The sequence below is a fragment of the Bradyrhizobium agreste genome (assembly GCF_016031625.1).
Classification (GTDB): Bacteria; Pseudomonadota; Alphaproteobacteria; order Rhizobiales; family Xanthobacteraceae; genus Bradyrhizobium; species Bradyrhizobium agreste.
On the sequence record NZ_JACCHP010000005.1, the window covers coordinates 172908 to 197004 of the forward strand.

The 24097-nt window shown below is 65.6% G+C and carries 17 protein-coding genes; 15 read left to right on the top strand and 2 right to left on the bottom strand.

Annotated features, from left to right (window positions below; all coding sequences use genetic code 11):
- Nucleotides 1-532: 532 nt before the first annotated feature.
- The 8 genes from HZZ13_RS09345 to HZZ13_RS09380 all read left to right on the top strand — a co-directional run bounded on the left by HZZ13_RS09345 (nt 533) and on the right by HZZ13_RS09380 (nt 9473).
- Complete coding sequence (locus tag HZZ13_RS09345; RefSeq protein WP_197959326.1) at nt 533-907, top strand: DUF2946 family protein; 375 nt, start codon at nt 533-535, stop codon at nt 905-907.
- 85 nt (nt 908-992) lie between these two features.
- The gene (locus HZZ13_RS09350) at nt 993-3203 is read left to right on the top strand and encodes a TonB-dependent receptor family protein (protein ID WP_376707025.1); all 2211 of its coding nucleotides are present in this window, start codon (nt 993-995) and stop codon (nt 3201-3203) included.
- A gap of 68 nt (nt 3204-3271) precedes the next feature.
- Nucleotides 3272-3805: a copper chaperone PCu(A)C gene (locus HZZ13_RS09355; protein ID WP_197959328.1), complete on the top strand. Its 534-nt coding sequence runs from the start codon at nt 3272-3274 to the stop codon at nt 3803-3805.
- A gap of 29 nt (nt 3806-3834) precedes the next feature.
- The gene (locus HZZ13_RS09360; RefSeq protein ID WP_197959329.1) at nt 3835-4347 is read left to right on the top strand and encodes a YcnI family protein; all 513 of its coding nucleotides are present in this window, start codon (nt 3835-3837) and stop codon (nt 4345-4347) included.
- Nucleotides 4347-5906, top strand: a complete 1560-nt coding sequence (locus HZZ13_RS09365) for a copper resistance CopC/CopD family protein (protein WP_197959330.1) — start codon at nt 4347-4349, stop codon at nt 5904-5906. Before HZZ13_RS09360 ends, HZZ13_RS09365 begins: the two co-directional genes overlap by 1 nt.
- A 164-nt stretch (nt 5907-6070) precedes the next feature.
- Entirely contained in the window at nt 6071-7390 is a 1320-nt protein-coding gene (gene proS, locus HZZ13_RS09370) for a proline--tRNA ligase (RefSeq protein ID WP_197959489.1), read from the top strand.
- Between the two features lie 90 nt (nt 7391-7480).
- Nucleotides 7481-8761, top strand: a complete 1281-nt coding sequence (locus HZZ13_RS09375) for a lipoprotein-releasing ABC transporter permease subunit (RefSeq protein WP_197959331.1) — start codon at nt 7481-7483, stop codon at nt 8759-8761.
- A gap of 7 nt (nt 8762-8768) precedes the next feature.
- Entirely contained in the window at nt 8769-9473 is a 705-nt protein-coding gene (locus HZZ13_RS09380; protein ID WP_197959332.1) for an ABC transporter ATP-binding protein, read from the top strand.
- Between the two features lie 94 nt (nt 9474-9567).
- Here HZZ13_RS09380 and HZZ13_RS09385 read toward each other — a convergent pair whose 3' ends face one another.
- A complete protein-coding gene (locus HZZ13_RS09385; RefSeq protein ID WP_197959333.1) occupies nt 9568-10647 on the bottom strand; it encodes a quinone oxidoreductase family protein in 1080 nt (359 codons plus the stop codon).
- Nucleotides 10648-10768: 121 nt separating this feature from the next.
- On the opposite strand from HZZ13_RS09385, the gene HZZ13_RS09390 reads away from it, so the two are divergent.
- A complete protein-coding gene (locus tag HZZ13_RS09390; RefSeq protein WP_197959334.1) occupies nt 10769-11554 on the top strand; it encodes a helix-turn-helix transcriptional regulator in 786 nt (261 codons plus the stop codon).
- A 58-nt stretch (nt 11555-11612) separates the two neighbouring features.
- Here HZZ13_RS09390 and HZZ13_RS09395 read toward each other — a convergent pair whose 3' ends face one another.
- A complete protein-coding gene (locus HZZ13_RS09395; RefSeq protein WP_197959335.1) occupies nt 11613-12917 on the bottom strand; it encodes a hypothetical protein in 1305 nt (434 codons plus the stop codon).
- 742 nt (nt 12918-13659) lie between these two features.
- On the opposite strand from HZZ13_RS09395, the gene HZZ13_RS09400 reads away from it, so the two are divergent.
- The 6 genes from HZZ13_RS09400 (at nt 13660) to tsf (ending at nt 24062) form a co-directional block, all read left to right on the top strand.
- On the top strand, nt 13660-14382 hold the full coding sequence (locus HZZ13_RS09400; RefSeq protein ID WP_197959336.1) for an outer membrane protein: 723 nt from the start codon (nt 13660-13662) through the stop codon (nt 14380-14382).
- Nucleotides 14383-14853: 471 nt separating this feature from the next.
- A complete protein-coding gene (dnaE, locus tag HZZ13_RS09405) occupies nt 14854-18357 on the top strand; it encodes a DNA polymerase III subunit alpha (RefSeq protein ID WP_197959337.1) in 3504 nt (1167 codons plus the stop codon).
- A gap of 105 nt (nt 18358-18462) precedes the next feature.
- Nucleotides 18463-18972, top strand: a complete 510-nt coding sequence (locus tag HZZ13_RS09410; protein WP_311972616.1) for a DUF2846 domain-containing protein — start codon at nt 18463-18465, stop codon at nt 18970-18972.
- Between the two features lie 174 nt (nt 18973-19146).
- Nucleotides 19147-21792: a caspase family protein gene (locus HZZ13_RS09415; protein ID WP_197959339.1), complete on the top strand. Its 2646-nt coding sequence runs from the start codon at nt 19147-19149 to the stop codon at nt 21790-21792.
- Nucleotides 21793-22009: 217 nt separating this feature from the next.
- Nucleotides 22010-23005, top strand: coding sequence for a 30S ribosomal protein S2 (locus tag HZZ13_RS09420; RefSeq protein ID WP_197959340.1), 996 nt, complete (start codon nt 22010-22012; stop codon nt 23003-23005).
- Between the two features lie 133 nt (nt 23006-23138).
- Nucleotides 23139-24062, top strand: coding sequence for a translation elongation factor Ts (tsf, locus tag HZZ13_RS09425; protein ID WP_197950120.1), 924 nt, complete (start codon nt 23139-23141; stop codon nt 24060-24062).
- Nucleotides 24063-24097 lie beyond the last annotated feature (35 nt).

Consider the following 24097-nt stretch of genomic DNA (forward strand, 5'->3'; position numbering starts at 1 on the left):
GCGAGGCCGCGCGGTCGAGGCCGTCGTCGATCGGATGAAAGGCCGCGTTCATCGACAGTTCAGCCGCGCGGGCAAAAAAAGAGCGGGGCCCTGGCCCCGCTCAAAAATTGTGTCGACCCTATTATCCCCGATCTTAAGAATTGATCTTGATTGACGGGGCGACGCTGCGTTTTGCGCGCCAGGGGCTCCTCCCGAGACTTGGACCACTAGGCCTCGACCTCGCGGTCAGCGCCTGAGCAAGAGGGATGCTAGATCAACTTTTCTCACTTGTCATCATTTTCGGCAACGAATGTTCAAAATAGGAGCAGCTGACGAAACGATCGGGCTTCCGCTCAGCTAAATATATGACAAGTATAAGAAATTTGTGGATGGCCGGGCGGTTTCCCCTGCCTTAGATGCCGGCCCACGGGAGGGTCGGGTCGTCCGACCACAGTTTTCGAGCAATTTGCGCAGGGCCAAGCAGGCGGCTGAACTGGCCTCGACTCGGCTGCACCCGAGTGATTAGTTAGCGCACGAACGAATGGTCCGGCGGATGCGCGCACGCCTGCAAAAATTCCTGCCCCTGGTCCTGCTCGCCCTGGTGATGCAGGTGCTGGCGCCGATCGCCGCCTGTCTCGCGGCCGGCCAAGCTGCGGCCGATCCGCTGTCAGCTGCCGTCATCTGCCATAGTGCAAGCGAGCAGGGCGGCCCGGTCGACGAGACCGGGACACCGGCCGCAAAAGCTGGCACCTGTGCGCTTTGCTGCCTCGCGCACGCCGACGCCTCGCTTGACGCGCCGCCTCATGCGGCGTTCTCAACTCCCGTCCGCCCCATCGCCCGCATCGTCTGGCACGTGGCGAACGCGCCCGTCCTCGCCCCCGTCGACGGTTCGAGCGCCCGGGCACGCGCTCCCCCTCGCATTTCCTGATCCGCGAAACCTTCAGCTCCGCGCCGGCTTCGGCCGTGCCGGGATCGCAATGCGCCGGCTCTCTGCCGGCATCAGGAATGACCTCATGCCTCGTTCAGGCTTCTTTCGACTGCTTTCCGCACCCGGAATTCTGCTTGCCTCAGGTTCTGCCTTCGTTATGCCGTCCAATGCAATCGCGGAGGAAAACCGACGCGAACTTCCCCCTGTCACCGTCGACGCGCCGCGGGAGAAACGGGCCTCACCACCCCGCGCACAGCGAACCGCCGCGCGATCAACGCGGGCCCGCGCGCCTGCAACTGCGCCTGCGCAACCGACGGCAGCTTCCGAAGGGATCGCGGGCCCTGGTGCCCTGACGGTTCTCACCGCCCAGCAGGCGCTGAGCGAGATCAACCAGACGCCGGGCGGCGTAGCGCTGGTCACAGCGGAGGCCTACCGGAATTCTACTCCCGCAAGCACGATCAAGGACATCCTGGACTACGTGCCCGGCGTGTTTGCGCAGCCGAAATGGGGCGACGACACACGGCTTTCGATCCGCGGATCCGGCCTGTCGCGAAATTTCCATCTGCGTGGCGTGCAGCTTTACATGGACGGCATCCCGATCAACACGGCGGACGGCTACGGCGATTTCCAGGAGATCGACCCGACCGCCTACAAATACGTCGAGGTGTACAAGGGCGGGAATGCGCTGCAGTTCGGAGCCAATTCGCTGGGAGGCGCCGTCAACTTCGTGACGCCATCGGGACGCGACCGATTTCCGAATGGCGTCTCGCTCGACGTGGGAGCCTTCGGCTTCAGGCGGCTGCAGGCCAATGCGGGGGGCGCCAACGGGCCGTGGGATGGTTTCGTCACCGCATCGACGCAGGCCACGGACGGCTTCCGCGATCACAGCTTCGGCTCAGCCAACCGCGTGAGCGGCAATGTTGGCTACCAGTTCTCGCCGGATTTCGAGACGCGGTTCTATCTCAGCGCCAACGAGGTGCGGCAACGCATTCCAGGAACCGTCACCAAGGCGTCTGCCTTGACCAATCCGGAGGCCGCGGCTCCGGCGAACGTTGCCCTGGACCAGCAGCGCAACATCGACACGGTCAGGCTGGCAAACAAAACGACGATCCGGTTCGACGACACCAGGTTCGAGTTCGGCGCCTTCGGCGTCGACCGGCACCTCATGCATCCGATCTTCCAGTGGCTCGATTATCGCTACAAGGATTACGGCGGCTTCGCGAAGGTTACGGACGACCGCATCATCGGCGGCTACCGCAACAGGCTGGTCGCGGGCGTCAACCTGTTGAATGGCAGCATCGACAACCAGCAATTCGCCAACATTGCCGGACAGAAGGGGGCATTGCTGTCGTCGTCGTTCGATCGCTCGGAGAACACCTCGGTTTACGTCGAGGACAGCTTCTACTTTCTGCCGAACGTCGCCGCGATTGCCGGCGCGCAATTTCTGCATGCGACCCGCAATCGGCGGGACCGGTTTCTTAGCGACGGCGACCAGTCGGGAGCAACCCGCTTTGATCTTTGGTCGCCGAAGACGGGCCTGCTGTGGCAGATCGCCCCGACCTGGCAGGCCTTCGCCAACGTTTCGCGGAGCGCCGAAGTGCCGAGCTTCGGCGAGAGCGCGCGCGGTCCTGGCATTCCGACGATTCCGTTCACCAGCATCCGCCCGCAGATTGCGACGACCTACGAGATCGGGACGCGCATGAGACGGCCCGACTACACGTGGGAGCTGACCGCCTATCGCGCCAATATCCGCGATGAACTGCTGTGCCTCTACAGCGCCTTCGGCAATTGCAACGTGACCAATGCCGACCGAACCTTCCACCAGGGCGTGGAGGCTGGGGCAGGGGCAGCAATCTTCCGCGACATCTTCGTGACAGGAGGCGCGCCCGACAAGCTGTGGCTCAACATGGCCTATACTTATAGCGATTTTCGCTTCGATAGCGACACGAGGTTCGGCAACAACCAGCTGCCCGGTGCGCCACGTCACTATTTACGCGCCGAATTGCTCTACAAGCATCCGACTGGGTTCTATGCTGGTCCGAACGTCGAATGGGTGCCGCAAGCCTATTTTGTCGACAGTATGAACACGTTGACGACGGAGTCCTATGCGCTGCTCGGATTGAAAGCGGGCTTCGACAATGGCGGGCCGTTCTCCGCCTATATCGAGGGTCGAAACCTCACCAACAGGACCTACATTGCAAGCGCCAATATCATCGATCGCGCCACCGCGACGTCGGCGTTGTTTGAGCCAGGCGCCGGCCGGGCCGTCTACACCGGAATGAGGTATCGATGGTAAGCGCACTGAGGCTGCCGAAAACCACCACGACCGACCATGCTCGATCAGATCAAAGCCGAGGAAACCAAATGAACAGGATCAAGCTATCACTTCTCGCCGTCGCCATGCTGCTTGGCACCAGCGCGGGGGGCGCAGCCGAGGACGTCAAGACCGGCGATCTCGTCATCTCGCAGGCCTGGAGCCGGGCGACGCCGGGCGGCGCCAAGGTCGCCGGCGGCTATCTGACCATCGAAAACAAGGGCAGCGCGGCCGACAGGCTGGTCAGCGTGTCCGCCGATATCGCAGGCAAGGCCGAAATTCACGAGATGGCGATGGACAATGGCGTGATGAAGATGCGCCCGCTCGACAAGGGACTGGCGATCGATCCCGGCAAGACCGTGAAGCTCGCGCCCGGCGGCAATCATTTGATGCTGCAGGAGCTTAAGGGACCGTTCAAGCAGGGCGACAAGGTGCCGGTGACGCTTCAGTTCGAGAAGGCCGGAAAGGTCACTGTTGCACTCGACGTCCAGGGCGTCGGCGCACAGGCGCCGGGCGATGGCGGACACGCGGGTCACATGGACATGAAGAAAATGCCGGATCATTCGGGAATGAAGATGAAATGAGGCTGTTCTGGACTCTCGGGAGACCGAATATGCGATCCTGCCTGATCCTGATAGCCGCGCTCGCCGCATCACCAGTGGCGGCGCACGTCTCGCTCGAGACCAAGCAAGCCACCATCGGTGCATCCTACAAGGCCGTCTTCACCGTGCCGCATGGCTGCGCGGGTTCGCCGACGGTGAAGATCCGCGTGCAGATTCCGGAAGGGGTCATCGCGGTGAAACCGATGCCGAAGGCCGGCTGGACCATCGACCTCGTCGAGGGCAAATATGCCGGGGAATACGACTATCACGGCAATAAGCTCTCGTCCGGCGTCAAGGAGGTGGCGTGGTCCGGCGGCAGGCTGCCGGACAAGTACTATGACGAGTTCATCATGCACACGGTGCTGACCGACAGGCTCAAGCCGAACACGACCCTGTACTTCCCCGTGGTTCAGGAATGCGAGACCGGCGTCAGCCGCTGGATCGAAATCCCAGCCGAAGGGGCAGGGCATTCTCATGAGGGCAAGTCGCCGGCGCCTGGCGTGAAGCTCCTGCCGAAACCCTGATGCGTCTCCTCGCCGCGCTCGCGACGCTGCTCTTCGCTGCGGGCTTTGCAAGCGGTGCGCTCGCGCATGCGGCGCTGATCTCGGTCGAGCCGGCGAGCGGCAGCACGCTAGCAACCGCGCCCAAGGTGGTGGAGCTGCGGTTCAATGAACCGGTGACGCCGGGCGCGATCAGGCTGATCGACGGGGCCGGCAGGGCGCGGGACGAGACACGCGTCACTGCGTCGGGCGAGACGATTTCGATCGCGATGCCGTCGGATCTGCCGGAAGGGACCGCGGTCGTCAGCTATCGCGTGGTCTCGCAGGATGGCCATCCGGTCGTGGGATCGCTGATGTTTTCGATCGGCATGCCGTCGGAGACGAAGCTGCCCGCGAGTACGGACCATTGGTTGGGCGCGCTGATCTGGCTGGCGCGCGTTGGCCTCTATGTCGGTCTGTTCGTTGGCGTCGGCGGTGTGTGGTTCGCGCGCTGGATATCATGGTCTCTGGCCGGCATGACCGTGCCGCGCGTGGCGCTCGCGGTCGGCCTTTCGAGCGCGGTCGTGTCCCTCGGTGCGCTGGGTCTCGATCTTCTCGGCCTGCCGCCGGCGGCGCTCGCGGCGTTCGCGCCTTGGAAGGTCGCGGTCGCAACCAGTGCCGGCCGCGCGTCTCTTGTTGCCGCCGCCGCGATGCTGTTCGCTCTGCTGGCGCTGCGCAGCACATGGTCTTCGCGGGCGCTTGCGATCATTGCCATGGTCGGTGTGGGCTTGTCGCTCGCCATGAGCGGGCACGCCGCCACGACGCCGCCTCAAGTGATAATGCGACTGGCGATATTACTTCACGGCTTGTGCGTTGCGCTGTGGATCGGCGCTCTTGCTCCGCTGGCGGCATTGCTGTCGAAGCCGACGCCAGCAGCGCTTGCCGTCGTGAAGCGCTTCTCGGGAGTCGCCATGCCGGCGGTCGGCGTGCTGGCATTGACGGGCCTTGCCCTTGCGATTGTTCAGCTCGAGAAAGCTTCGGCGTTGGTCGAGACCCGCTATGGCCTCATCCTCTCGGTCAAGCTCGCGCTGGTCCTCATGCTGCTCGCACTTGCGGCGCTCAATCGTTTCCGCCTCACTCCGGTACTCGCACGTCGCGGAGCCCAGATCATCCTGAAGCGATCGATCCTCCTCGAATGCATGATTTCCCTCGCCATCTTCGCCGTTGTCGCCGGCTGGCGCTTCACGCCACCGCCGCGAACGATCGTTCCGGAGACGCCTTTGGCCATCCACATCCACAGCGACAAGGCAATGTTCCAGGTGCTGGTGTCTCCTGGAAAGGCGGGCAAGGACGATTTCGTGCTCCAGCTCATGACCGGCGAGGGGGTGCCCCTGGCGGCCAAAGAGGTGATCTTGACGCTCAGCCTGCCCGAACGCGGCATCGAGCCGATGGAACGGGGCGCCTCGCTCGGGCCGGATGGCTATTGGCATGTGCGCAAGGTCGAGCTGCCCTTTGCCGGCCGCTGGCGTGTGCGGATCGAGGCGCTCGTGAGCGATTTCGAGAAGATCTCGCTCTCGGATGAACTCGAGGTGCCGCCGCCCTAGGCTTGCCGGCTTCGCAGAGCACGCTGCTCCTCAAGTCAAACCTGAAGGCAACGGAAAAATGACAAGTATTTCGCCGCGTTAGCGGCTTTTCCTCATTCCCGCCTTGTGTTTTCGCTCCCAATCCGGTTTCACTGCAGGCGATCACTGATTCCCAGAGTATGACCATGCGGTTGTCGCGGTTCTTTCTGCCCATCCTGAAGGAAAACCCCAAAGAGGCGGAGATCGTCTCGCATCGGCTGATGCTGCGTGCCGGCATGATCCGGCAGGAGGCGGCGGGCATCTATGCCTGGCTGCCGCTCGGGTTTCGCGTGCTGAAGAAGATCGAGCAGATCGTCCGCGAGGAGCAGGACCGCTCCGGCGCGATCGAGGTCTTGATGCCGACGCTTCAGCTCGCCGATCTCTGGCGCGAGAGCGGCCGCTACGATGCGTACGGCCCGGAGATGCTACGCATCGCCGACCGCCACAAGCGCGAGCTATTGTACGGGCCGACCAACGAGGAAATGATCACCGAGATTTTCCGCGCCTACGTGAAGTCCTACAAGAACCTGCCGCTCAATCTCTATCATATCCAATGGAAATTCCGCGACGAGCAGCGTCCGCGTTTCGGCGTGATGCGCGGTCGCGAGTTTCTGATGAAGGACGCCTATTCCTTCGACCTCAACGAGGCCGCAGCACGCGTCGCCTACAACAAGATGTTCGTCGCATATTTGCGCACCTTTGCGCGGATGGGGCTGAAGGCGATCCCGATGCGCGCCGAGACCGGCCCGATCGGCGGCGATCTCAGCCACGAATTCATCGTGCTCGCCGAGACCGGCGAATCCGGCGTGTTCATCAATCGCGACGTGCTGGACCTGCCGGTGCCGGGCGAGGACGTCGATTATGAGAGCGACCTGACGCCGATCATCAAGCAATGGACCTCGCTCTACGCAGCGACCGAAGACGTCCACGACGCAGCACGGTTCGAGCAGGAGGTGCCCGTGGACAAGCGCGTGAACACCCGCGGCATCGAGGTCGGCCAGATCTTCTATTTCGGCACCAAATATTCCGAGCCGATGAAGGCGCTGGTGGCCGGGCCTGACGGCGTCGACGTGCCGATCCATGGCGGCTCGTACGGCGTCGGCGTATCGCGCCTGCTGGGCGCCATCATCGAGGCCTGCCATGACGATGCCGGCATCAAATGGCCGGAGGCGGTGGCACCGTTCCGCGTTTCGATCCTCAACCTGAAGCAGGGCGATGCCGCGGTCGATGCGGCCTGCGAGAAGCTCTATGCCGAGCTGACGGCCAAGCGCGTCGACGTACTCTATGACGACACCGACCAACGCGCCGGCGCCAAATTTGCCGCCGCCGACCTGATCGGCATCCCCTGGCAGATCATGATCGGGCCGAAGGGGCTCGCCGACGGCAAGGTCGAGATCAAGCGGCGCAGTGACGGCGCGCGCGAGACTATGTCGCCTGCCGACGCGGTCGCAAGACTTGTGGGCTGATCAGGCTGGCCGGCTGAATATTGTTCATCGCGCGATATCGCGGCCGCCAATCCGGCCACAATTGACCCCGAATCATGGGATTATCGAGCGATGGATGAGACCATGACCGAAACCGTGCAAACCGCGCCTTTCGCGCCCTTCGAGTGGATGCTGTCGGCGCGCTATTTGCGGGCGCGCCGCAAGGAGGGATTCATCTCGGTCATCGCCGGGTTCTCCTTTCTCGGCATCATGCTCGGCGTCGCGACGCTGATCATCGTCATGGCCGTGATGAACGGCTTCCGCAAGGAGCTGCTCGACAAGATCCTGGGCCTCAACGGCCACATCCTGGTCCAGCCCCTGGAATCGCCACTGACAGACTGGAAGGACGTCGCCGACCGCCTCAGCCAGGTCGAGGGCATTCGTCTTGCGGCACCCGTGGTGGACGGTCAGGCGCTGGCGTCATCGCCGTGGAACGCCTCGGGCGTCCTTGTGCGCGGCATTCGCTCCGACGATCTCAACAATCTCACCTCGATCGCCAAGAACATCAAGCAGGGCTCGCTCGAGGGGTTTGATGAAGGGCAGGGCGTTGCGATCGGCCGGCGCCTCGCCGACCAGCTGTCGCTGCATGCCGGCGACAGCATCACGCTGGTGGCGCCGAAGGGCGCGGTGACGCCGATGGGGACAACGCCGCGCATCAAGCCGTACAAGATCGTCGCGGTGTTCGAGATCGGCATGTCCGAGTACGATCTCGGTTTCGTGTTCATGCCGCTCGCCGAAGCGCAGGCCTATTTCAACCGCAGCAACGACGTCACCTCGATCGAGGTGTTCACCACCAACCCCGATAGGATCGATGCCTTCCGCAAGGCGGTGACGGAGGCGGCAGGCCGGCCGGTCTTCCTGGTCGACTGGCGGCAGCGCAACTCGACCTTCTTCAACGCGCTCCAGGTCGAGCGCAACGTGATGTTCCTGATCCTGACCATGATCGTGCTGGTCGCCGCGCTCAACATCGTCTCCGGCCTGATCATGCTGGTGAAGGACAAGGGCAGCGACATCGCGATCCTGCGCACCATGGGCGCCTCGCAGGGATCGATCATGCGGATCTTCCTGATCACGGGCGCTTCGATCGGCGTGGTGGGCACGCTGGTCGGCTTCTGCGTCGGCCTCGTGATCTGTCTCAATATCGAGTCGATCCGGCAATTCCTATCCTGGCTGACCTCGACCGAGCTGTTCTCGCCGGAGCTCTACTTCCTGTCGAAACTGCCCGCCGAGATCGACGTCGGCGAGACCACGGCCGTCGTCATCATGGCGCTGACGCTGTCGTTCCTGGCGACGCTGTATCCGTCGTGGCGCGCCGCGCGCCTCGATCCCGTCGAAGCGCTGCGGTACGAGTGAGGGCCTGATGGAGCAGCAGCAGGGGGCGGAAGATGTACCGGTCATTTATCTCCACGAGATAAAGCGGCAGTACTTGCAGGGCGAAGTACCGCTGACGATCCTCGACGGCGCCAAGCTGGCGCTGTGGGCGGGACAGTCGGTCGCGCTGGTGGCGCCGTCGGGCTCGGGCAAGTCGACGCTGCTGCATATCGCAGGCCTTCTGGAAGCGCCCGATTCCGGCGAGGTCTATGTCTCGGGCGCGCCGACCTCGCAACTGCCAGACATCGAGCGCACGCAGCTGCGCCGCACCGATATCGGCTTCGTCTATCAGTCGCACCGGCTGCTGCCGGAATTCTCGGCGCTCGAGAACGTCATGCTGCCGCAGATGATCCGCGGCCTGAAGAAGTCCGAGAGCATCAAGCGCGCCAAGGAGATCCTGGGCTATCTCGGCCTCGGAGACCGCATCACCCACCGCCCCGCCGAGCTGTCGGGCGGCGAGCAGCAGCGTGTCGCCATCGCCCGTGCAGTGGCCAACGCGCCGCGCGTGCTGTTTGCGGACGAGCCGACCGGCAACCTCGATCCTGCTACCGCCGAGCACGTGTTCCAGGCCCTGATGCAGCTGGTCAAGGCGACGCACGTGTCGATGCTGATCGCGACCCACAACATGGAGCTCGCCGGTCGCATGGACCGGCGCGTGTCGCTATCGCACGGCCAAGTGGTCGAGCTCGACTAAAAACCTTCGAAAACAACCCCATGCACAGTAGCCAAGTGCTTGATGGGACTTGCGAAAAAAATCGGCGGCGGCGCTCCGCCGCCGCCTCGGTGCTTCAAGGCCTGATCACCGTCAATTTGAACGCCCCGCCATTGGCCGCTGCGTGCTCCACGGCCTCGTTGGCATGATCGAGGTCGAAGGCTGTGGTCTCGTACTCCTCCAGCTTGAGCAACCCCGCGCGCACCAGCGCGATCAGGCGAGCCGCGGCATCGCGCGGATACATCCAGACGCCATGGATCGTGACGCATTCGCGCATGATCCAGTTGTAGGGCAGCTCCAGGCCCGGGCCGCCCTGCATGTTGACGCCGCCCATCAGCACGACACGGCCATTGGGCCGCACCGTCATGATCGCGGCGCGCACCACCGTCGTGGCGACGGAGGGCGGCATGATATCGAGCGCGCAATCGATGGGGCCAGGCGCTGTGCGCTTCATCAGCTCGCGGTCGTCATTCTCGTTGCCCGTCAGCTTCACCGGCCTGACGCGCGCGCCATAGCGACGCACGAGTTCGGCGAGCATCTTCTCGTTGCGGCCCGGCGCCACGACACAGGCCGCGCCCATCGCGAGCGCCACGGCCACGGCGGCGCTGCCGAAATTGCCGGTCGCGCCGCTCACGAGCACGGTCTCGCCGGGCTGCAGCCTTGCGGCAAGGAAGCCGCCATAGGGCACGAGCATGGTGCCGAGCACGCTCCATTGGGTGGCCTCGGCCTCGCTGAGTTCGCCGAGCCGCGTCACGTTCTCTGTCGGCACCCTCATCCGCTCGGCGAAGGAGCCGTGGTGGAAATATTTCTGCAGCCGCATGCCGCCTTCGCCGCGCGCGCTCACACCCTGCAGGTGAATGTCGGGAGCGATCGCGTCGTCGCGCGAGCGCACCGTCGGATCGCAGAGCACCCAGTCGCCCACGGACAATTTCGTTGCGTCCGGGCCGATCGCGCGCACGCGGCCGACGCCGCCGGCTCCGGGAATGACAGGCAAGTCCAACGCGTATTTGCGTTCGCCGCTGAACACCTCGTTGGAATAGGACAGCACGCGGGTGGCGACGACATCGACGATCACCTCGCCGGTGCCGAGCACAGGTTCGGGAACCTCCTCGACGGCCAGTGGGAATCCGAAAGATTTGAGTACGGCAGCCTTCATGATGTTGACCTTCGTTCGCACCTCATTGTGAGGTGCACGGAACATGCGAGGGCTGTTGTGCGGCAGGAAGGCCTGGTATTATCCTAGTATTCTGGGGGCCCTCCATCGAGGAGCGAAATCAATGGCCGATCCACGCCGCGTCGAATTCGGGGATTTCCTGAGGTCCCGCCGCGAAAAGCTGTCGCCAAAAGCGGTCGGACTCCCGATGGGCAGGCGTCGGCGCACCGCAGGGCTGCGCCGCGAGGAGGTCGCGCAGCTCGCCGGCATCGGCGTCGACTGGTACATCCGTCTCGAGCAGGGCCGCACGGTCAGCCCGTCCGTCACCACCGTGGATGCGCTGGCCCGGGCCCTCCGTCTCAGCAAGACGGAGCATGCGCATCTGAAGGCGCTGGCCCGTGATGGTGCAAGAAGCGCGTTCACGCGCGAAATCGTGCCACCGTCGATCCGGCGGATGATCGAGAGTCTGCATCAGCCGGCTTACATCACCGGGCGGCGCTGGGACGTGCTGGCCTGGAATGCGGCGGCGGAGGAGGTCTTTGGCTTTAGCCAGTTCCCAGAGCGGGATCGCAATACGCTGCTTCTGGTCTTGACGAACAAGCAGACTAGAAAATTCTACGGCGCGAGCTGGACCGAGGTCGCCAAGCGCATGGTCGCGATGTTCCGCGCCACGCACGACGTCTGGGCCGGAGATCCCGCCTTCACGGAGCTGCTGACGCGACTGCGCGAGGGCAGTCCGGAATTCGTCGAATGGTGGGAGGCGCACGACATCCGCAGCACCATCTCGGGCAGCAAGACCATGCACCATCCGACCAAGGGCGTGCTGCACTTCGAGCACACCAGCTTCCAGGCCAACGACGACCCGGCGCTGAAGCTCGTGATCTATACGCCGGTCGAGGGTGGGGACTGATCGACGCAGGCTTCAGCTTCTGAACAGCGACTGGCAAGCCTCGTCGCTCGCAGCGCGCTCATGGCGCGGCTGCGGCGGAAGGCGCTGCGCTGGCGTTCGGCAGGGGACCTGCTGTCCAGGGACTGTCCGTCCAGTTCGTGGGCTGCAGAGGATTCGCTGGCCAGGCGTTTGCCGGGGATGTCGTCGCCGATGTGCACGACGTCCCGAGCTGCGTCCACACCGACGGCAAACCGGTCAAATCGATGTTGAAGCGCGTGATGTCCGCCTTACCCACTGGTTCCGGAGTGGTTTCCCGGACCTGCAGGGAGTGCGAGGCCAGCACCGCTTTGACCATGTCGGCATCGACGGCGCCGTTCCAGACCTCGTACTTTCCGAACCGCACCGGAGGTCCTCCCGCTTGCTTGCTGAGGTCGGCACTGGCTGCCATCTGGATCGTTCTCTGGCCGGTGCCGGCTGCGTCGATCTCGCCCATGAACAGCAGCGGCACGCGCTTCTTGTTTTCGCAATACAGGCGCCATTCCATGGTCCGGAACGACGCATCGCTTTCCTTCTTCACCGCGGCCATCTTGCTGATGAAGGGCCGCGCTCCTTTCTCCAGCCGCCACATCGTTTCGGCGAGTGGTCGCGTGTCGATGCCGAACCCGTAGAGCTCGGATCGCGTCAGCACGTGCAGGCTTTCGAACTTCACCGTCCGGATCAGGGAATCGAGCTCGCGACTAATTCCCATCGCTGCGATGAACGCGGCGCGATCGCGATCGGCCGCCAGGAGCCGGCGACGCCTGTATTCCGCGACGGCCGCCGGATCAGGCCGTCCGGCAAAGGCGAGCACCAGCCTGGAATTATGCACCGCCATTGCGGCGTCGGGGGCAACTTCGCGCGATGTCGCCCCAAGAAACATGTATCCACAGGCCGAGTTGCACATGGCACGGTAAGTGGTGAGCTCGGCCTCGACCTCGCCGCTTGCGTTCTTGAGCTTCAGGCAGGCGCCATCCACCTGCGTGCCCGCCGCACAGGCGGTCGCGATCGTCCGGCCAACCCTGGCGATCGCCTTGCGGCTGCGCAGCAACCGCGCGATCGCGTAGGACTGCTCGACGTTGCCGCCGGGCGAATGGAGATAGATCGGACGCTGCAGGTCCTTGACGGCGGCGAGGAAGCGGCGAATGCGCAGCGCAGCCTCCCGATCGATCTCGCCCTCGATGGCGATCCAGCGGTCGCAGCCCGGCCCGCAGGCATCGGGTGGTCCCTTGGCGAGATAGATCGTCAGCCTGGAGGCAAATCCGGTTTTCTCGCCCGGCGTTGCTTCGGCACGCAAGGTGCCCGGAAGCAAGAGCAAGGCAACGAGGAGCAGGATGCGGGCGAGCATGGAAGGATCGACTGCGCGAAGGACGGCCGGGATGGACGCTATACGATGACTGGCGCGGTCACAACTTGCGGCCGCGCGATGCGCATTGTTTCGGACAGACGTCCGGCCCGCCAATGCTGCGTTCGAGAACGTGCCGGCGCCGCGCGGCTCGCGCGTCGCTGCAGCGAGCTGATCACCCGCGAGCGGCGGCGCGGCCCCAACGGCGAGGGATGGGGATGCGCATGCAGATCCGTTAGCTCGGATCATAGGTTCGCGCGCGCAGCTCCGCTTGCTCGAAGCATGCCGATGAGGGCAAGCATGCGTGCGGCGCGGTGTTCTCAGCGCGTAGGTGTCGGTCCTGCAATTATTCAGTCTCGGCTATCATCCCCCATGAGGCAGAAGGGATGATCGTCCGAACGCGCGCGGGCGAGCGTGCGATCGATGCGGTCACGAATGTGATGAAAGCGAGCGAAAATATGGCGACATTTCGACGAGGAACTCGAGCGCGTCTCTCGATTCTCCCATCACGCGAATGTGCGTGCGACGATGTTGCGCGCGCATGCAGTTTGTCTCGCCTCGTCGACATTGGAATTGCTGAAAACCCTTGTTTCAAAGGGTTTCCGCGCACGTGCCGATAAACATTCGTTGACGAGCGAGGTCCTTTCGATCGCACTGTTGCGTCGCGGTTACAGCAATTCCGTCGATCGCTGTTATGACCACGCCACGGCCCGGGGGCCTCTGAAGAAACTGGAACGGGAATCAAATGAAGAAGAAGTTGTTGCTCGCCGCTGTCAGCCTTGTCGCGCTCAGCGCGACTGCGCCGGCGCTGGCTGCCGATCTCGCGGCACGGCCTTACACCAAGGCTCCGCCGGCGGCGATCGCCGCCGTTTACGACTGGAGCGGCTTCTACATCGGTCTCAACGGCGGCGGCGGTTGGGCTCACACGACCTGGGACTTTGTTGGTGTCGGTCGTGAGGGTTCGCACGACGCGACCGGCGGCACGGTCGGTGGCCAGATCGGCTATCGCTGGCAGTCTGGCCAGTTCGTGTTCGGCCTGGAAGGCCAGGGCAACTGGGCTGACTTCTCGGGCGACAACATCAGCGCGCTGTTTGCCACCCGCAACCGGACCAAGATCGACGCGTTCGGTCTGATCACCGGCCAGGTCGGCTATGCCTGGAACAACGTGCTGCTCTACGTGAAGGGTGGTGCGGCTGTGGTCAGCGACAAGTACGAGATCTACGGCCTCGGTGGTCCGCTGCTGGCGTCGACCAGCGAGACCCGTTGGGGCGGCACTGTCGGTGCGGGCCTCGAGTACGGCTTCGCACCGAACTGGTCGGTTGGCGTCGAGTACAACCACATCTTCCTGGCCGACAAGGACGTCACCTTCGCCGGCTTTGCCGGTACAGAGCGCATCCGTCAGGACGTCGACATGGGCCTCGTCCGCCTGAACTACAAGTTCGGCGGCCCGCTCGTCGGCCGTTACTAATACCGATCGCTCTCTGCGAGCGGTCATCGAAAGCCCCGGCCGTCGGCCGGGGCTTTTTTATTGCGTGAATTCAGCAAGTTAACCATCACGCTGCGAGATCCCCGGTCAGGCTTGACTCCTGAGAACGAAATGAGAACAATGTTCTTCATACGTTCTAGCGAGGAAGCGACCATGTTCAAGATTTTCGTGGAAGAGGCGGCTGCACTGGCGTCCATCACGCTGTTCGTCGGGATGATCGCGATCTGGGCCCAGGTTATCCCGCAGCTTTGATCATCCGCAGCTTTGATCCGGCGGCTCCGGAGCAGGGCCGGCTGGGGAAAAGCCGGACGACGCGGCGAAGCGGCCGCTCCGGCGTGGACTCTGGCGGCGCGAGACCCCACCATTGTGATGCCGAGTCGGCCGCGCGAGTGCATGATGCCTTGAGGAGCCGGCGACCGCTCCATCTCATCTGCAAGAGGCCGTCACGCCACCATGCCGAGCGCCGGATTTGTTCACCTTCACGTTCACTCGGCCTATTCGCTGCTCAAGGGCTCGATCAAGATCGCCAAGCTCGCCGAGCTCGCCAAGAAGGATCACCAGCCGGCGCTGGCGCTGACCGACACCGACAATCTGTTCGGCGCGCTGGAATTCTCCGACAAGATGGCGGGCTCCGGCATCCAGCCGATCGTCGGCTGCGAGCTCGCCATCGATTTCGGCGATCAGGATCCCAATGCGCGCAACGCGATGGGGCCCTCGCGCGTGGTGCTGCTCGCCGCGCAGGAGCGCGGCTATCGCAGCCTGATGCGGCTGAACTCGCGCGCCTTCCTGGAATCGCCGGACAGCCACGCTCCGTTCATCAAGCTCGACTGGCTCGAGGGCGAGACCGAGGGCCTGATCGCGCTGACGGGCGGGCCGGACGGGCCGATCTCGCTGGCGCTCGCCGGCGGCATGGCCGAGCTCGCCGGCGCGCGGTGCGAGCGTCTGGCCAGCCTGTTCGGCGATCGTCTCTACGTCGAATTGCAGCGCCACAACACCGAGCAGGAGCGGCGCGTCGAAGGCGGCCTGATCGACATCGCCTACGCCAAGGGATTGCCGCTGGTTGCGACCAACGAGCCGTATTTCGCGACCACCGACGATTACGAAGCGCATGATGCGCTGCTCTGCATCGCCGGCGGCCGGCTGATCGCCGAGACCGACCGCGTGCAACTGACGCCGGATCATCGCTTCAAGACGCGCGCCGAGATGGCGGTGCTGTTCGCGGACATTCCGGAGGCGTTGGCCTCGACGGTGGAGATCGCCGAGCGCTGTTCGTTCCGGCCGATGACGCGCAAGCCCATCCTGCCGTTCTTCACCGTCGGCGCCGCCTCGAGCTCGGATGCGGCCGCGGTCGAGGCCGCCGAATTGAAGCGGCAGGCAGAGGAGGGCCTCGCCAAGCGCCTCAGCGTCCACGGCCTGTCGCAGGGCACGACGGAGGAGACCTACGCCAAGCGGCTCGCCTTCGAGCTCGACGTCATCACGCGCATGAAATACGCGGGCTACTTCCTGATCGTGTCCGACTTCATCAAATGGGCGAAGAGCCAGGGCATTCCGGTCGGGCCGGGCCGCGGCTCTGGCGCAGGCTCGCTGGTGGCGTGGGCGCTCACCATCACCGACCTCGACCCGATCAGGTTCGGCCTGCTGTTCGAGCGCTTTCTCAATCCCGAACGCGTCTCGATGCCGGACTTCGACATCGACTTCTGCCAGGACCGCCGCGGCGAGGTGATCAGTTACGTGCAGCAGCGCTACGGCCGTGACCAGGTCGCGCAGATCATCACCTTCGGCACGCTGCAGGCGCGCGGCGTCTTGCGCGACGTCGGCCGCGTGCTGCAGATGCCCTACGGCCAGGTCGACAAACTCACAAAACTGGTGCCGCAGAATCCTGCCGCACCGGTGACGCTGGCGGCCGCGATCGAGAGCGAGCCGAAGCTGCAGGCGTTCCGCGACGAAGATCCCGTGGTGGCGCGCGCCTTCGACATCGCCCAGCGTCTCGAAGGCCTGACCCGCCACGCCTCGACCCACGCGGCCGGCATCGTGATCGGCGATCGTCCGTTGAGCGAGCTCGTGCCGCTCTACCGCGATCCCAAGTCCGACATGCCGGTGACCCAGTTCAACATGAAATGGGTCGAGCCTGCGGGGCTCGTGAAGTTCGACTTCCTCGGCCTGAAGACGCTGACCGTGCTGGACGTCGCAGTGAAGCTGCTCAAGCCGCGCGGCATCGATGTCGATCTCGCCACGCTGCCGATCGACGATGCCGAGAGTTATCAGATGCTGGCGCGCGGCGACGTGGTCGGCGTGTTCCAGGTTGAAAGCCAGGGCATGCGGCGGGCGCTGATCGACATGCGGCCCGACCGTTTCGAGGACATCATCGCGCTGGTCGCGCTCTATCGGCCGGGCCCGATGGCGAACATCCCGACCTATTGCGCCCGCAAGCACGGCGACGAGGAGCCGGAATATCTGCATCCCGTGCTGGAGCCGATCCTGAAGGAGACCTTCGGCGTCATCATCTACCAGGAGCAGGTGATGCAGATCGCGCAGGTGATGTCGGGCTATTCGCTCGGCGACGCCGACCTCCTGCGCCGCGCCATGGGCAAGAAGATCCGCGCCGAGATGGACAAGCAGCGCGACATCTTCGTTGCGGGTGCGGTGAAGAACGGCGTGCCGAAGGGGCAGGCCGAGACCATCTTCGAGCTGCTCGCAAAATTCGCCGATTACGGCTTCAACAAGAGCCACGCGGCGGCTTATGCGCTGGTGTCCTACCACACCGCCTACATGAAGGCGCATTATCCGGTGGAGTTCATCGCCGCGTCCATGACGCTCGATCTGAACAACACCGACAAGCTGTCGGAATTCCGCTCCGAGGCGCAGCGCCTCGGCATCAAGGTCGAGCCGCCGAACATCAACCGCTCGGGCGCCACCTTCGAGGTCGGCGAGAACACGATCTACTATGCGCTCGCCGCGCTCAAGGGCGTCGGTATCCAGGCGATCGAGCAGATCATCGCGGAGCGCAACAGAGGCGGCCTGTTCACCTCGCTGGCCGATTTCGCCGCGCGCGTCTCGCCGCGCGCGATCAACAAGCGCATCATCGAAAGCCTCGCCGCCGCCGGCGCCTTCGACACGCTGGAGCCGAACCGGGCGCGCGTCTTTGCCGGTGCGGACGCGATCCTTGCCGCCTGCCAGCGCGCGCATGAAGCGGCGACGATCGGCCAGAACGACATGTTCGGCATGTCGGCGGATGCGCCGACCATCATGCTGCCGCAGGTCGAGCCGTGGCTGCCGGCCGAGCGGCTGCGCCGCGAATACGACGCGATCGGCTTCTTCCTGTCCGGACATCCGCTCGACGATTACGCGACCGTGCTGAAGCGCCTGCGGGTGCAGAGCTGGGCCGAGTTTTCGCGCGCGGTGAAGACCGGCGCCACCGCCGGCAAGGTCGCGGCGACCGTGGTCTCGCGCATGGAGCGGCGCACCAAGACCGGCAACAAGATGGGCATCATGGGCCTGTCCGATCCCACCGGCCATTTCGAGGCGGTGCTATTCTCCGAAGGCCTTGCGCAATACCGCGACGTGCTGGAGCCGGGCGCGGCCGTGCTGCTGCAGCTCGGGGCCGAGCTCCAGGGCGAGGACGTCCGCGCCCGCGTGCTGCACGCCGAGCCGCTCGACGATGCCGCGGCCAAGACGCAGAAGGGCTTGCGCATCTTCCTGCGCGACACCAAGCCGCTGGACTCGATCGCCAAGCGGCTCGCCGGGCCCGAGATGGCGGCGTCCAACGGCGGCGCGCCGAAGGTCGGCAGTCCCGGCATCGCACCGCGCGGAAACGGCGACGGCGAGGTCTCGCTGGTGATGATGCTCGACCTCGAGACCGAGGTGGAGATGAAGCTGCCCGGCCGCTTCAAGGTCTCGCCGCAGATCGCCGGCGCGATCAAGGCGGTGGCGGGCGTCGTCGACGTGCAGCAGTTGTGAGCCTCATCCACGGTTTGCAAAAGATCCATTGCAACCACGCGATGTTGTCCGATATGCTCGCAATCGGGCGAATTGGGGCATGGGGTAATGACGTTCTGGCGGGGGGTGTTCGCGCTGCTCATCGCGGTTTGGCTGGGCGGCTGCGAGACTGAACGAAAAGGGTTGGACTTTTCGGGAATGATGCAACGAGTCGGACCTCCCGCCGCGGGACGGTCGCGCATCGTCGTGCTTCGCGAGAAGGGGTATGCCGGCATCGGCGATGCCGGGTGGGACGTCAAGCTGGACGGCGGACCAATGGCCGACCTCAAGACCGGAACCTATGTTTATCTCGATCGTCCAGCGGGGCAGCATCAGCTTTCGGCGACGGCTGCGATGTTTCCGGGCACAAGCGAGCGGGAGTTTTCCACGCAAGCTGGCCGCACCTATTTCTTTCTGGCACGACCGAGCGAGAGGTCGAAAGTTCTGGGTGGAATGGCAATGGCGGGCGGCGTCGCCGGCCTGCTTGTCGGGGCCGCAGTCACGTCCAACAACAGTAATCCCGGGCCGCTCGATTTCTTTCCCCTGGAGGAAGATGCCGCCCGCACCACGATTGCCGAGCTTCGCCTCGCGCCGTAGCGGCAGTTCGCTCACGCGTTCGCTGACCCCGCGACAGTACAGGCCCCGCGCTTGACGGCGGGTGAGGCCCGGCCATGTCGCTGCCTCAATCCGGGCATCTCGTTCAAGTGCCATTCAGCTGGCCGCGCGCCTGATACGCGGTGGCCAACCTCAACAACAAAAGCGGGCACAGCCATGCGCGGGACGCTCAAAGTCTTTCTCTGCCTTCTCCTGCCGATGGCGGTCCTTGCCGCGGGCGCGCCGCATCAGGCTCGCGCGCAAGCGCAGGAAAAGCGCATCGCGCTTGTGGTCGGCAACGGCGCCTATGCCAAATCGCCGCTGGCGACCGCCGCGAACGATGCCGGTCTGATCGCGCAGACGCTCCAGGCGGCGGGCTTCGACGTGGTCGGCGCGCGCGATCTCGACGGCGACACGCTGCGCAAGAGCTTGCGCGATTTCATCCAGAAGGCCCAGGCGTCCGGCCCGGGCACCGTGGCGATGATCTATCTTGCCGGCTATGGCGTGCAGCTTGCCGGCGAGAACTATTTCATCCCGGTCGATTCCAACATCAGCCGCGACACCGACATACCGACCGAGGCGCTGCGCATCAGTGACTACGCGCGCCAGCTCGCCTCGATTCCGCTCAAAGCCAATATCGTCGTGCTCGATGCAGCCCGCGCGCAGCCCTTCATCGAGGGCGGACAGCCGATCGCAAGCGGTCTGGCGCTGGTCGAGCCCGAGCCGAACATGCTGATCGCCTTCAATGCCGCGCCCGGCACGGTGGCCCCGGAGGAGCCGGGGCCCTACGGCATCTACGCACAGTCGCTCGCCGAGATGATCCGCACCGGCGGCCTGCCGCTGCCCGAGGTGTTCGACCGCGTCCGCCTGCGCGTCAACGAGGCCTCCAAGGGCGCGCAGGTGCCCTGGAACGAGCAGAAGATCTCCTCGCCGTTCTCGTTCTTCGAGCGCGCGCCCGATGCGCCGCCGCCGGCGGCTGCGCCCGACCAGGTCGCCGCGATCCGCAGCAAGCCGATCCGCGATCTCGGCGTGCAGGACGCCTATGCCGCCGCGCTCGAGCGCGACACGCTGCCGGCCTATGAGGAGTTTCTCGCGGCCTATCCGAACGACCCGCTCGCCAAGCGCGTGATGGCGATCGTTGCCGCGCGCCGCGAAGCCATCACCTGGCGGCGGACCTACCGGACCGACACGCCGGAGGCCTATTGGTCGTATCTGCGCCGCTATCCGCGCGGGCCGCATGCGGCGGACGCGCGTCGGCGCCTTGCGATCCTCACCGCGCCGCCCGAGCCGCCGCCGACCTTTGCGATGATCGACTACGACGTGCCGCCACCGCCGCCGGAGGAGGTGGTCTATGTCGACCGTCCCGTGCTGTACTTCAGCGATCCCGATTTCGGCTTCGCGCCGCCACCGCCGCCGCCGGTCTATTACCTGCCGCCGCCGCCGCCGGATTTCGTCGTGCTGCCGCCGCCGCTGCCCGTCGTCGGCCTGTTCGTGCTGCCGCAGCCGGTGTTCGTGCCGATCCCGGTGTTCTACAGTCCGCCGGCCTATGTCGCGCCGCCGCTGAACAACATCATTTACCAGAACATCCACAACACCACGGTCATCAACACCGTGATCAACCAGCCGCCGGCGCCGCCGCCGGCAGCGGGGGCGGCGCCCGGACCGGCCAATCTGGCGCCGGCCGTTGCCGGCCGCGCCACGCCGGCAGGCCCCGCCGTGCCGCAGGCGGTCGTTCAGCGCGCCGCCCTGATTCAGCAGGGCAAGGCGCCGATGCCGCCGAGCGCGGCGATCCAGCCGCCGGCGCGGCCGGGTGTCGCGACACCGGCTCCGGCCAATGTCACGCCTGGCACGACCGCGCCGCCGCCCGCAGGCGCCAAGCTGCCGCAGGCCAATACCGTGCCGGCGCCGGGAGCTCCCGCCAGCCCGCCGGCCGGAGCACCGCCCGGGGTTGGGACACCGGGCGGCACACCCAAGCCGACCGCGAACGCTCCCGCCGGCACCGCCGCAGCAACCCGGCAAGCGCTGGCGCCGGCCAAGCCGCCGGCGGCCAATACGCTGCCAGTGCCCGGCACCCCCGGCGGGCCGCCGGCGCCGGCCGGGGCCGCGCACGGGACTGTCCCGTCCCCTGGCAAGCCCGCCGCGACCGCCACGGCGCCGAGCGGCAACGTCCCGCCGGCGCAGCAGCCGAGGGCGGCAACGACGCCCAATCAGCCGCCGGCTTCCGGAAACGCGACGCCCCCGTCAGTGGCCCTCCCCAGGCCGCCCGGCACGACGACCCCGCCCGCGCCCGACCTGCGCGGCAGGCCGGGCGGGCCGCAGCCGGGCGCTTTGCCGCCGCCGAGCGCGGCCACCGGCAAGCCCGTCGCGCCGAGTGCGGTCAAACCCGCGACACCTCCGCCGCCGCCCGTGGCGGCGCGGACACCGCCCGGAGTTCAGGACCGTCGGCCCGCGCCACCGCCGCCGCCGGCCACCAGACCCGCCGCTCCGCCGCCGCATCCCCAGGCTCTGGCAAGGCCGACGCCGCCGCCTCCGCCGCGCGTTCCGCCACCTCCACCGCCGCGAGCGGCGCCGCCGCCCGTGGCCGTGGCCCGGCCGGCGCCGCCTCCACCGCCTGTTGCCCGTCCGGCGCCGCCGCCGCCAGCGATAGCGCGGCCGGCACCACCTCCGCCGCCGGTCGCACGGCCAGCGCCGCCGCCGCCACCACCTCCGGTCGCCCGAGCCGCGCCGCCGCCGATGGCCGCCGCGCCGCGTCCGGCACCGCCTCCTCCGCGGCCGGCCGGCCCGCCACCGAAGAGCTGCCCGCCGGGCCAGCCCAAGTGCTAGGAAGTGTTAGGAGTGTTAGGAGGGGGCGCTGGGTTGCGACAGCAGCCTAGAAGCGTCCCCAACGGCCGTTATTTCCTTGCTTCTGGCCGAAATGGCGCTATATAGCGCGCCATCTCACACGGAAACATGGCTCACAAGGCCGTCCGGTGGCAGCCGGGGCGAGAACGCTCCGTTTTGCTCACACGTTTCCGGAGGAACCAACCGGAGAATTCAAACCATGGCGCTACCCGACTTCACCATGCGTCAGCTGCTCGAAGCTGGCGTGCACTTCGGCCACCAGGCCCACCGCTGGAATCCGAAAATGGCTCCGTTCATTTTCGGCACCCGCAACAACATCCACATCGTCGACCTCGCCCAGACCGTGCCGATGCTGCACCAGGCTCTCCAGGCCGTCAGCGATACGGTGGCCAAGGGCGGCCGCATCCTGTTCGTTGGCACCAAGCGCCAGGCGCAGGATGGCGTCGCGGACGCGGCCAAGCGCTGCGCGCAGTATTTCGTCAATTCGCGCTGGCTCGGCGGCACGCTGACCAACTGGAAGACGATCTCGGCCTCGATCAAGCGCCTGCGTCACCTCGACGACGTGCTCTCGGGCGGCGAAGCCAATTCCTACACCAAGAAGGAACGCCTGACGCTGCAGCGCGAGCGCGACAAGCTCGACCGCTCGCTCGGCGGCATCAAGGACATGGGCGGTCTGCCTGACCTGATCTTCGTGATCGACACCAACAAGGAAGACATCGCGATCCAGGAAGCCCAGCGGCTCAACATCCCGGTCGCAGCGATCGTCGACACCAATTCGGACCCGAAGGGCATCACCTATGTGGTGCCGGGCAACGACGACGCCGGCCGCGCCATCTCGCTGTACTGCGATCTCGTGGCGCGTGCGGCGATCGACGGCATCTCGCGGGCCCAGGGCGATTCGGGCATCGACGTCGGCGCTGCGGCCGAGCCGGTCGCCGAAGAGCTGCCGGCGGCTTCCTCGAGCGGCTTCCAGGGCCTTGCGGGTCCCCGCGGCACAGCCGACGACCTCAAGAAGCTCCCGGGCGTGTCGGGCGCGATCGAGAAGAAGTTCAACGATCTCGGCATCTTCCACTACTGGCAGCTCGCCGAGCTCGACCACGACACCGCGCACACGATCGGCGAGGAAGTCGGTCTGCCGAGCCGCGCGGATGCCTGGGTGGCCAAGGCCAAGGCGCTGACCGCGGAAGCGGAATAGTCAAAAAGAGCGATGGGTTGGCCGGATAGGATCCGGCCACCATTTCAGTTGACTCGAATTCCTGAGATGGACCGCGGCGGGGCGCCTCGACGCCACGCTGCGGCAAACCGGCAGGCACAAAGGATTTTCAACGATGGCAACGATCACTGCTGCGATGGTCAAGGACCTGCGCGAATCGACCGGCGCGGGCATGATGGACTGCAAGGCCGCGCTCACCGAGACCAATGGCGACATGGAAGCGGCGCAGGATTGGCTGCGCAAGAAGGGGCTGTCCAAGGCCGCCAAGAAGTCGGGCCGCGTCGCGGCCGAGGGCCTGATCGGCGCGCTCACCAAGGGCACCAAGGGCGTCGTGGTCGAGGTCAACTCCGAGACCGACTTCGTGGCGCGCAACGGCCAGTTCCAGGGCCTGGTCAAGATGATCGCGCAGGTCGCGTTCGACGTCGGTGCCGACGTCGAGAAGATCAAGGCCGCCAAGGTCGGCGACGTCACGGTCGAGACCGCGATCAATGATGCGATCGCCACCATCGGCGAGAACATGACGCTGCGCCGCGCCGCCCAGCTCGAGGTGAGCCAGGGCGTGGTCTCGCACTACGTCCACGGTGCCGTCATCGAGGGCGCAGGCAAGATGGGCGTGATCGTGGCGCTGGAATCGCCGGGCAAGGCCGATGAGCTCGCCGCGCTCGGCCGTCAGATCGCGATGCACGTTGCGGCCGCCAACCCGCTGGCGCTCGATCCGTCCGGTCTCGATCCGGCCGTGGTCAAGCGCGAGAAGGACGTGCTGGCCGACAAGTACCGTCAGCAGGGCAAGCCCGAGAACGTGATCGAGAAGATCGTCGAGTCCGGCCTCAAGACCTACTACAAGGAAGTCTGCCTGCTCGAGCAGGCCTTCATCCACGACACCGGCAAGTCGGTGGCGCAGGCGGTGAAGGAGGCCGAGGGCAAGGTCGGCGGCGCTGTGAAGATCGCCGGCTTTGTGCGTTATGCTCTCGGCGAGGGAATCGAGAAGCAGGAAAGCGACTTCGCGGCCGAGGTCGCCGCGGCCAGCGGCAAGAAGTAAGCGCCGGAACACCTCCTTCCGGCGAGCCGCCGGAA

Bases quoted from the DNA above. Each gene is read 5' to 3' on its own strand.
- HZZ13_RS09345 (WP_197959326.1), top strand. From the start codon at position 533: ATGCGCGCACGCCTGCAAAAATTCCTGCCCCTGGTCCTGCTCGCCCTG.
- HZZ13_RS09350 (WP_376707025.1), top strand. From the start codon at position 993: ATGCCTCGTTCAGGCTTCTTTCGACTGCTTTCCGCACCCGGAATTCTG.
- HZZ13_RS09355 (WP_197959328.1), top strand. From the start codon at position 3,272: ATGAACAGGATCAAGCTATCACTTCTCGCCGTCGCCATGCTGCTTGGC.
- HZZ13_RS09360 (WP_197959329.1), top strand. From the start codon at position 3,835: ATGCGATCCTGCCTGATCCTGATAGCCGCGCTCGCCGCATCACCAGTG.
- HZZ13_RS09365 (WP_197959330.1), top strand. From the start codon at position 4,347: ATGCGTCTCCTCGCCGCGCTCGCGACGCTGCTCTTCGCTGCGGGCTTT.
- proS (WP_197959489.1), top strand. From the start codon at position 6,071: ATGCGGTTGTCGCGGTTCTTTCTGCCCATCCTGAAGGAAAACCCCAAA.
- HZZ13_RS09375 (WP_197959331.1), top strand. From the start codon at position 7,481: ATGGATGAGACCATGACCGAAACCGTGCAAACCGCGCCTTTCGCGCCC.
- HZZ13_RS09380 (WP_197959332.1), top strand. From the start codon at position 8,769: ATGGAGCAGCAGCAGGGGGCGGAAGATGTACCGGTCATTTATCTCCAC.
- HZZ13_RS09385 (WP_197959333.1), bottom strand. From the start codon at position 10,647: ATGAAGGCTGCCGTACTCAAATCTTTCGGATTCCCACTGGCCGTCGAG.
- HZZ13_RS09390 (WP_197959334.1), top strand. From the start codon at position 10,769: ATGGCCGATCCACGCCGCGTCGAATTCGGGGATTTCCTGAGGTCCCGC.
- HZZ13_RS09395 (WP_197959335.1), bottom strand. From the start codon at position 12,917: ATGCTCGCCCGCATCCTGCTCCTCGTTGCCTTGCTCTTGCTTCCGGGC.
- HZZ13_RS09400 (WP_197959336.1), top strand. From the start codon at position 13,660: ATGAAGAAGAAGTTGTTGCTCGCCGCTGTCAGCCTTGTCGCGCTCAGC.
- dnaE (WP_197959337.1), top strand. From the start codon at position 14,854: ATGCCGAGCGCCGGATTTGTTCACCTTCACGTTCACTCGGCCTATTCG.
- HZZ13_RS09415 (WP_197959339.1), top strand. From the start codon at position 19,147: ATGCGCGGGACGCTCAAAGTCTTTCTCTGCCTTCTCCTGCCGATGGCG.
- HZZ13_RS09420 (WP_197959340.1), top strand. From the start codon at position 22,010: ATGGCGCTACCCGACTTCACCATGCGTCAGCTGCTCGAAGCTGGCGTG.
- tsf (WP_197950120.1), top strand. From the start codon at position 23,139: ATGGCAACGATCACTGCTGCGATGGTCAAGGACCTGCGCGAATCGACC.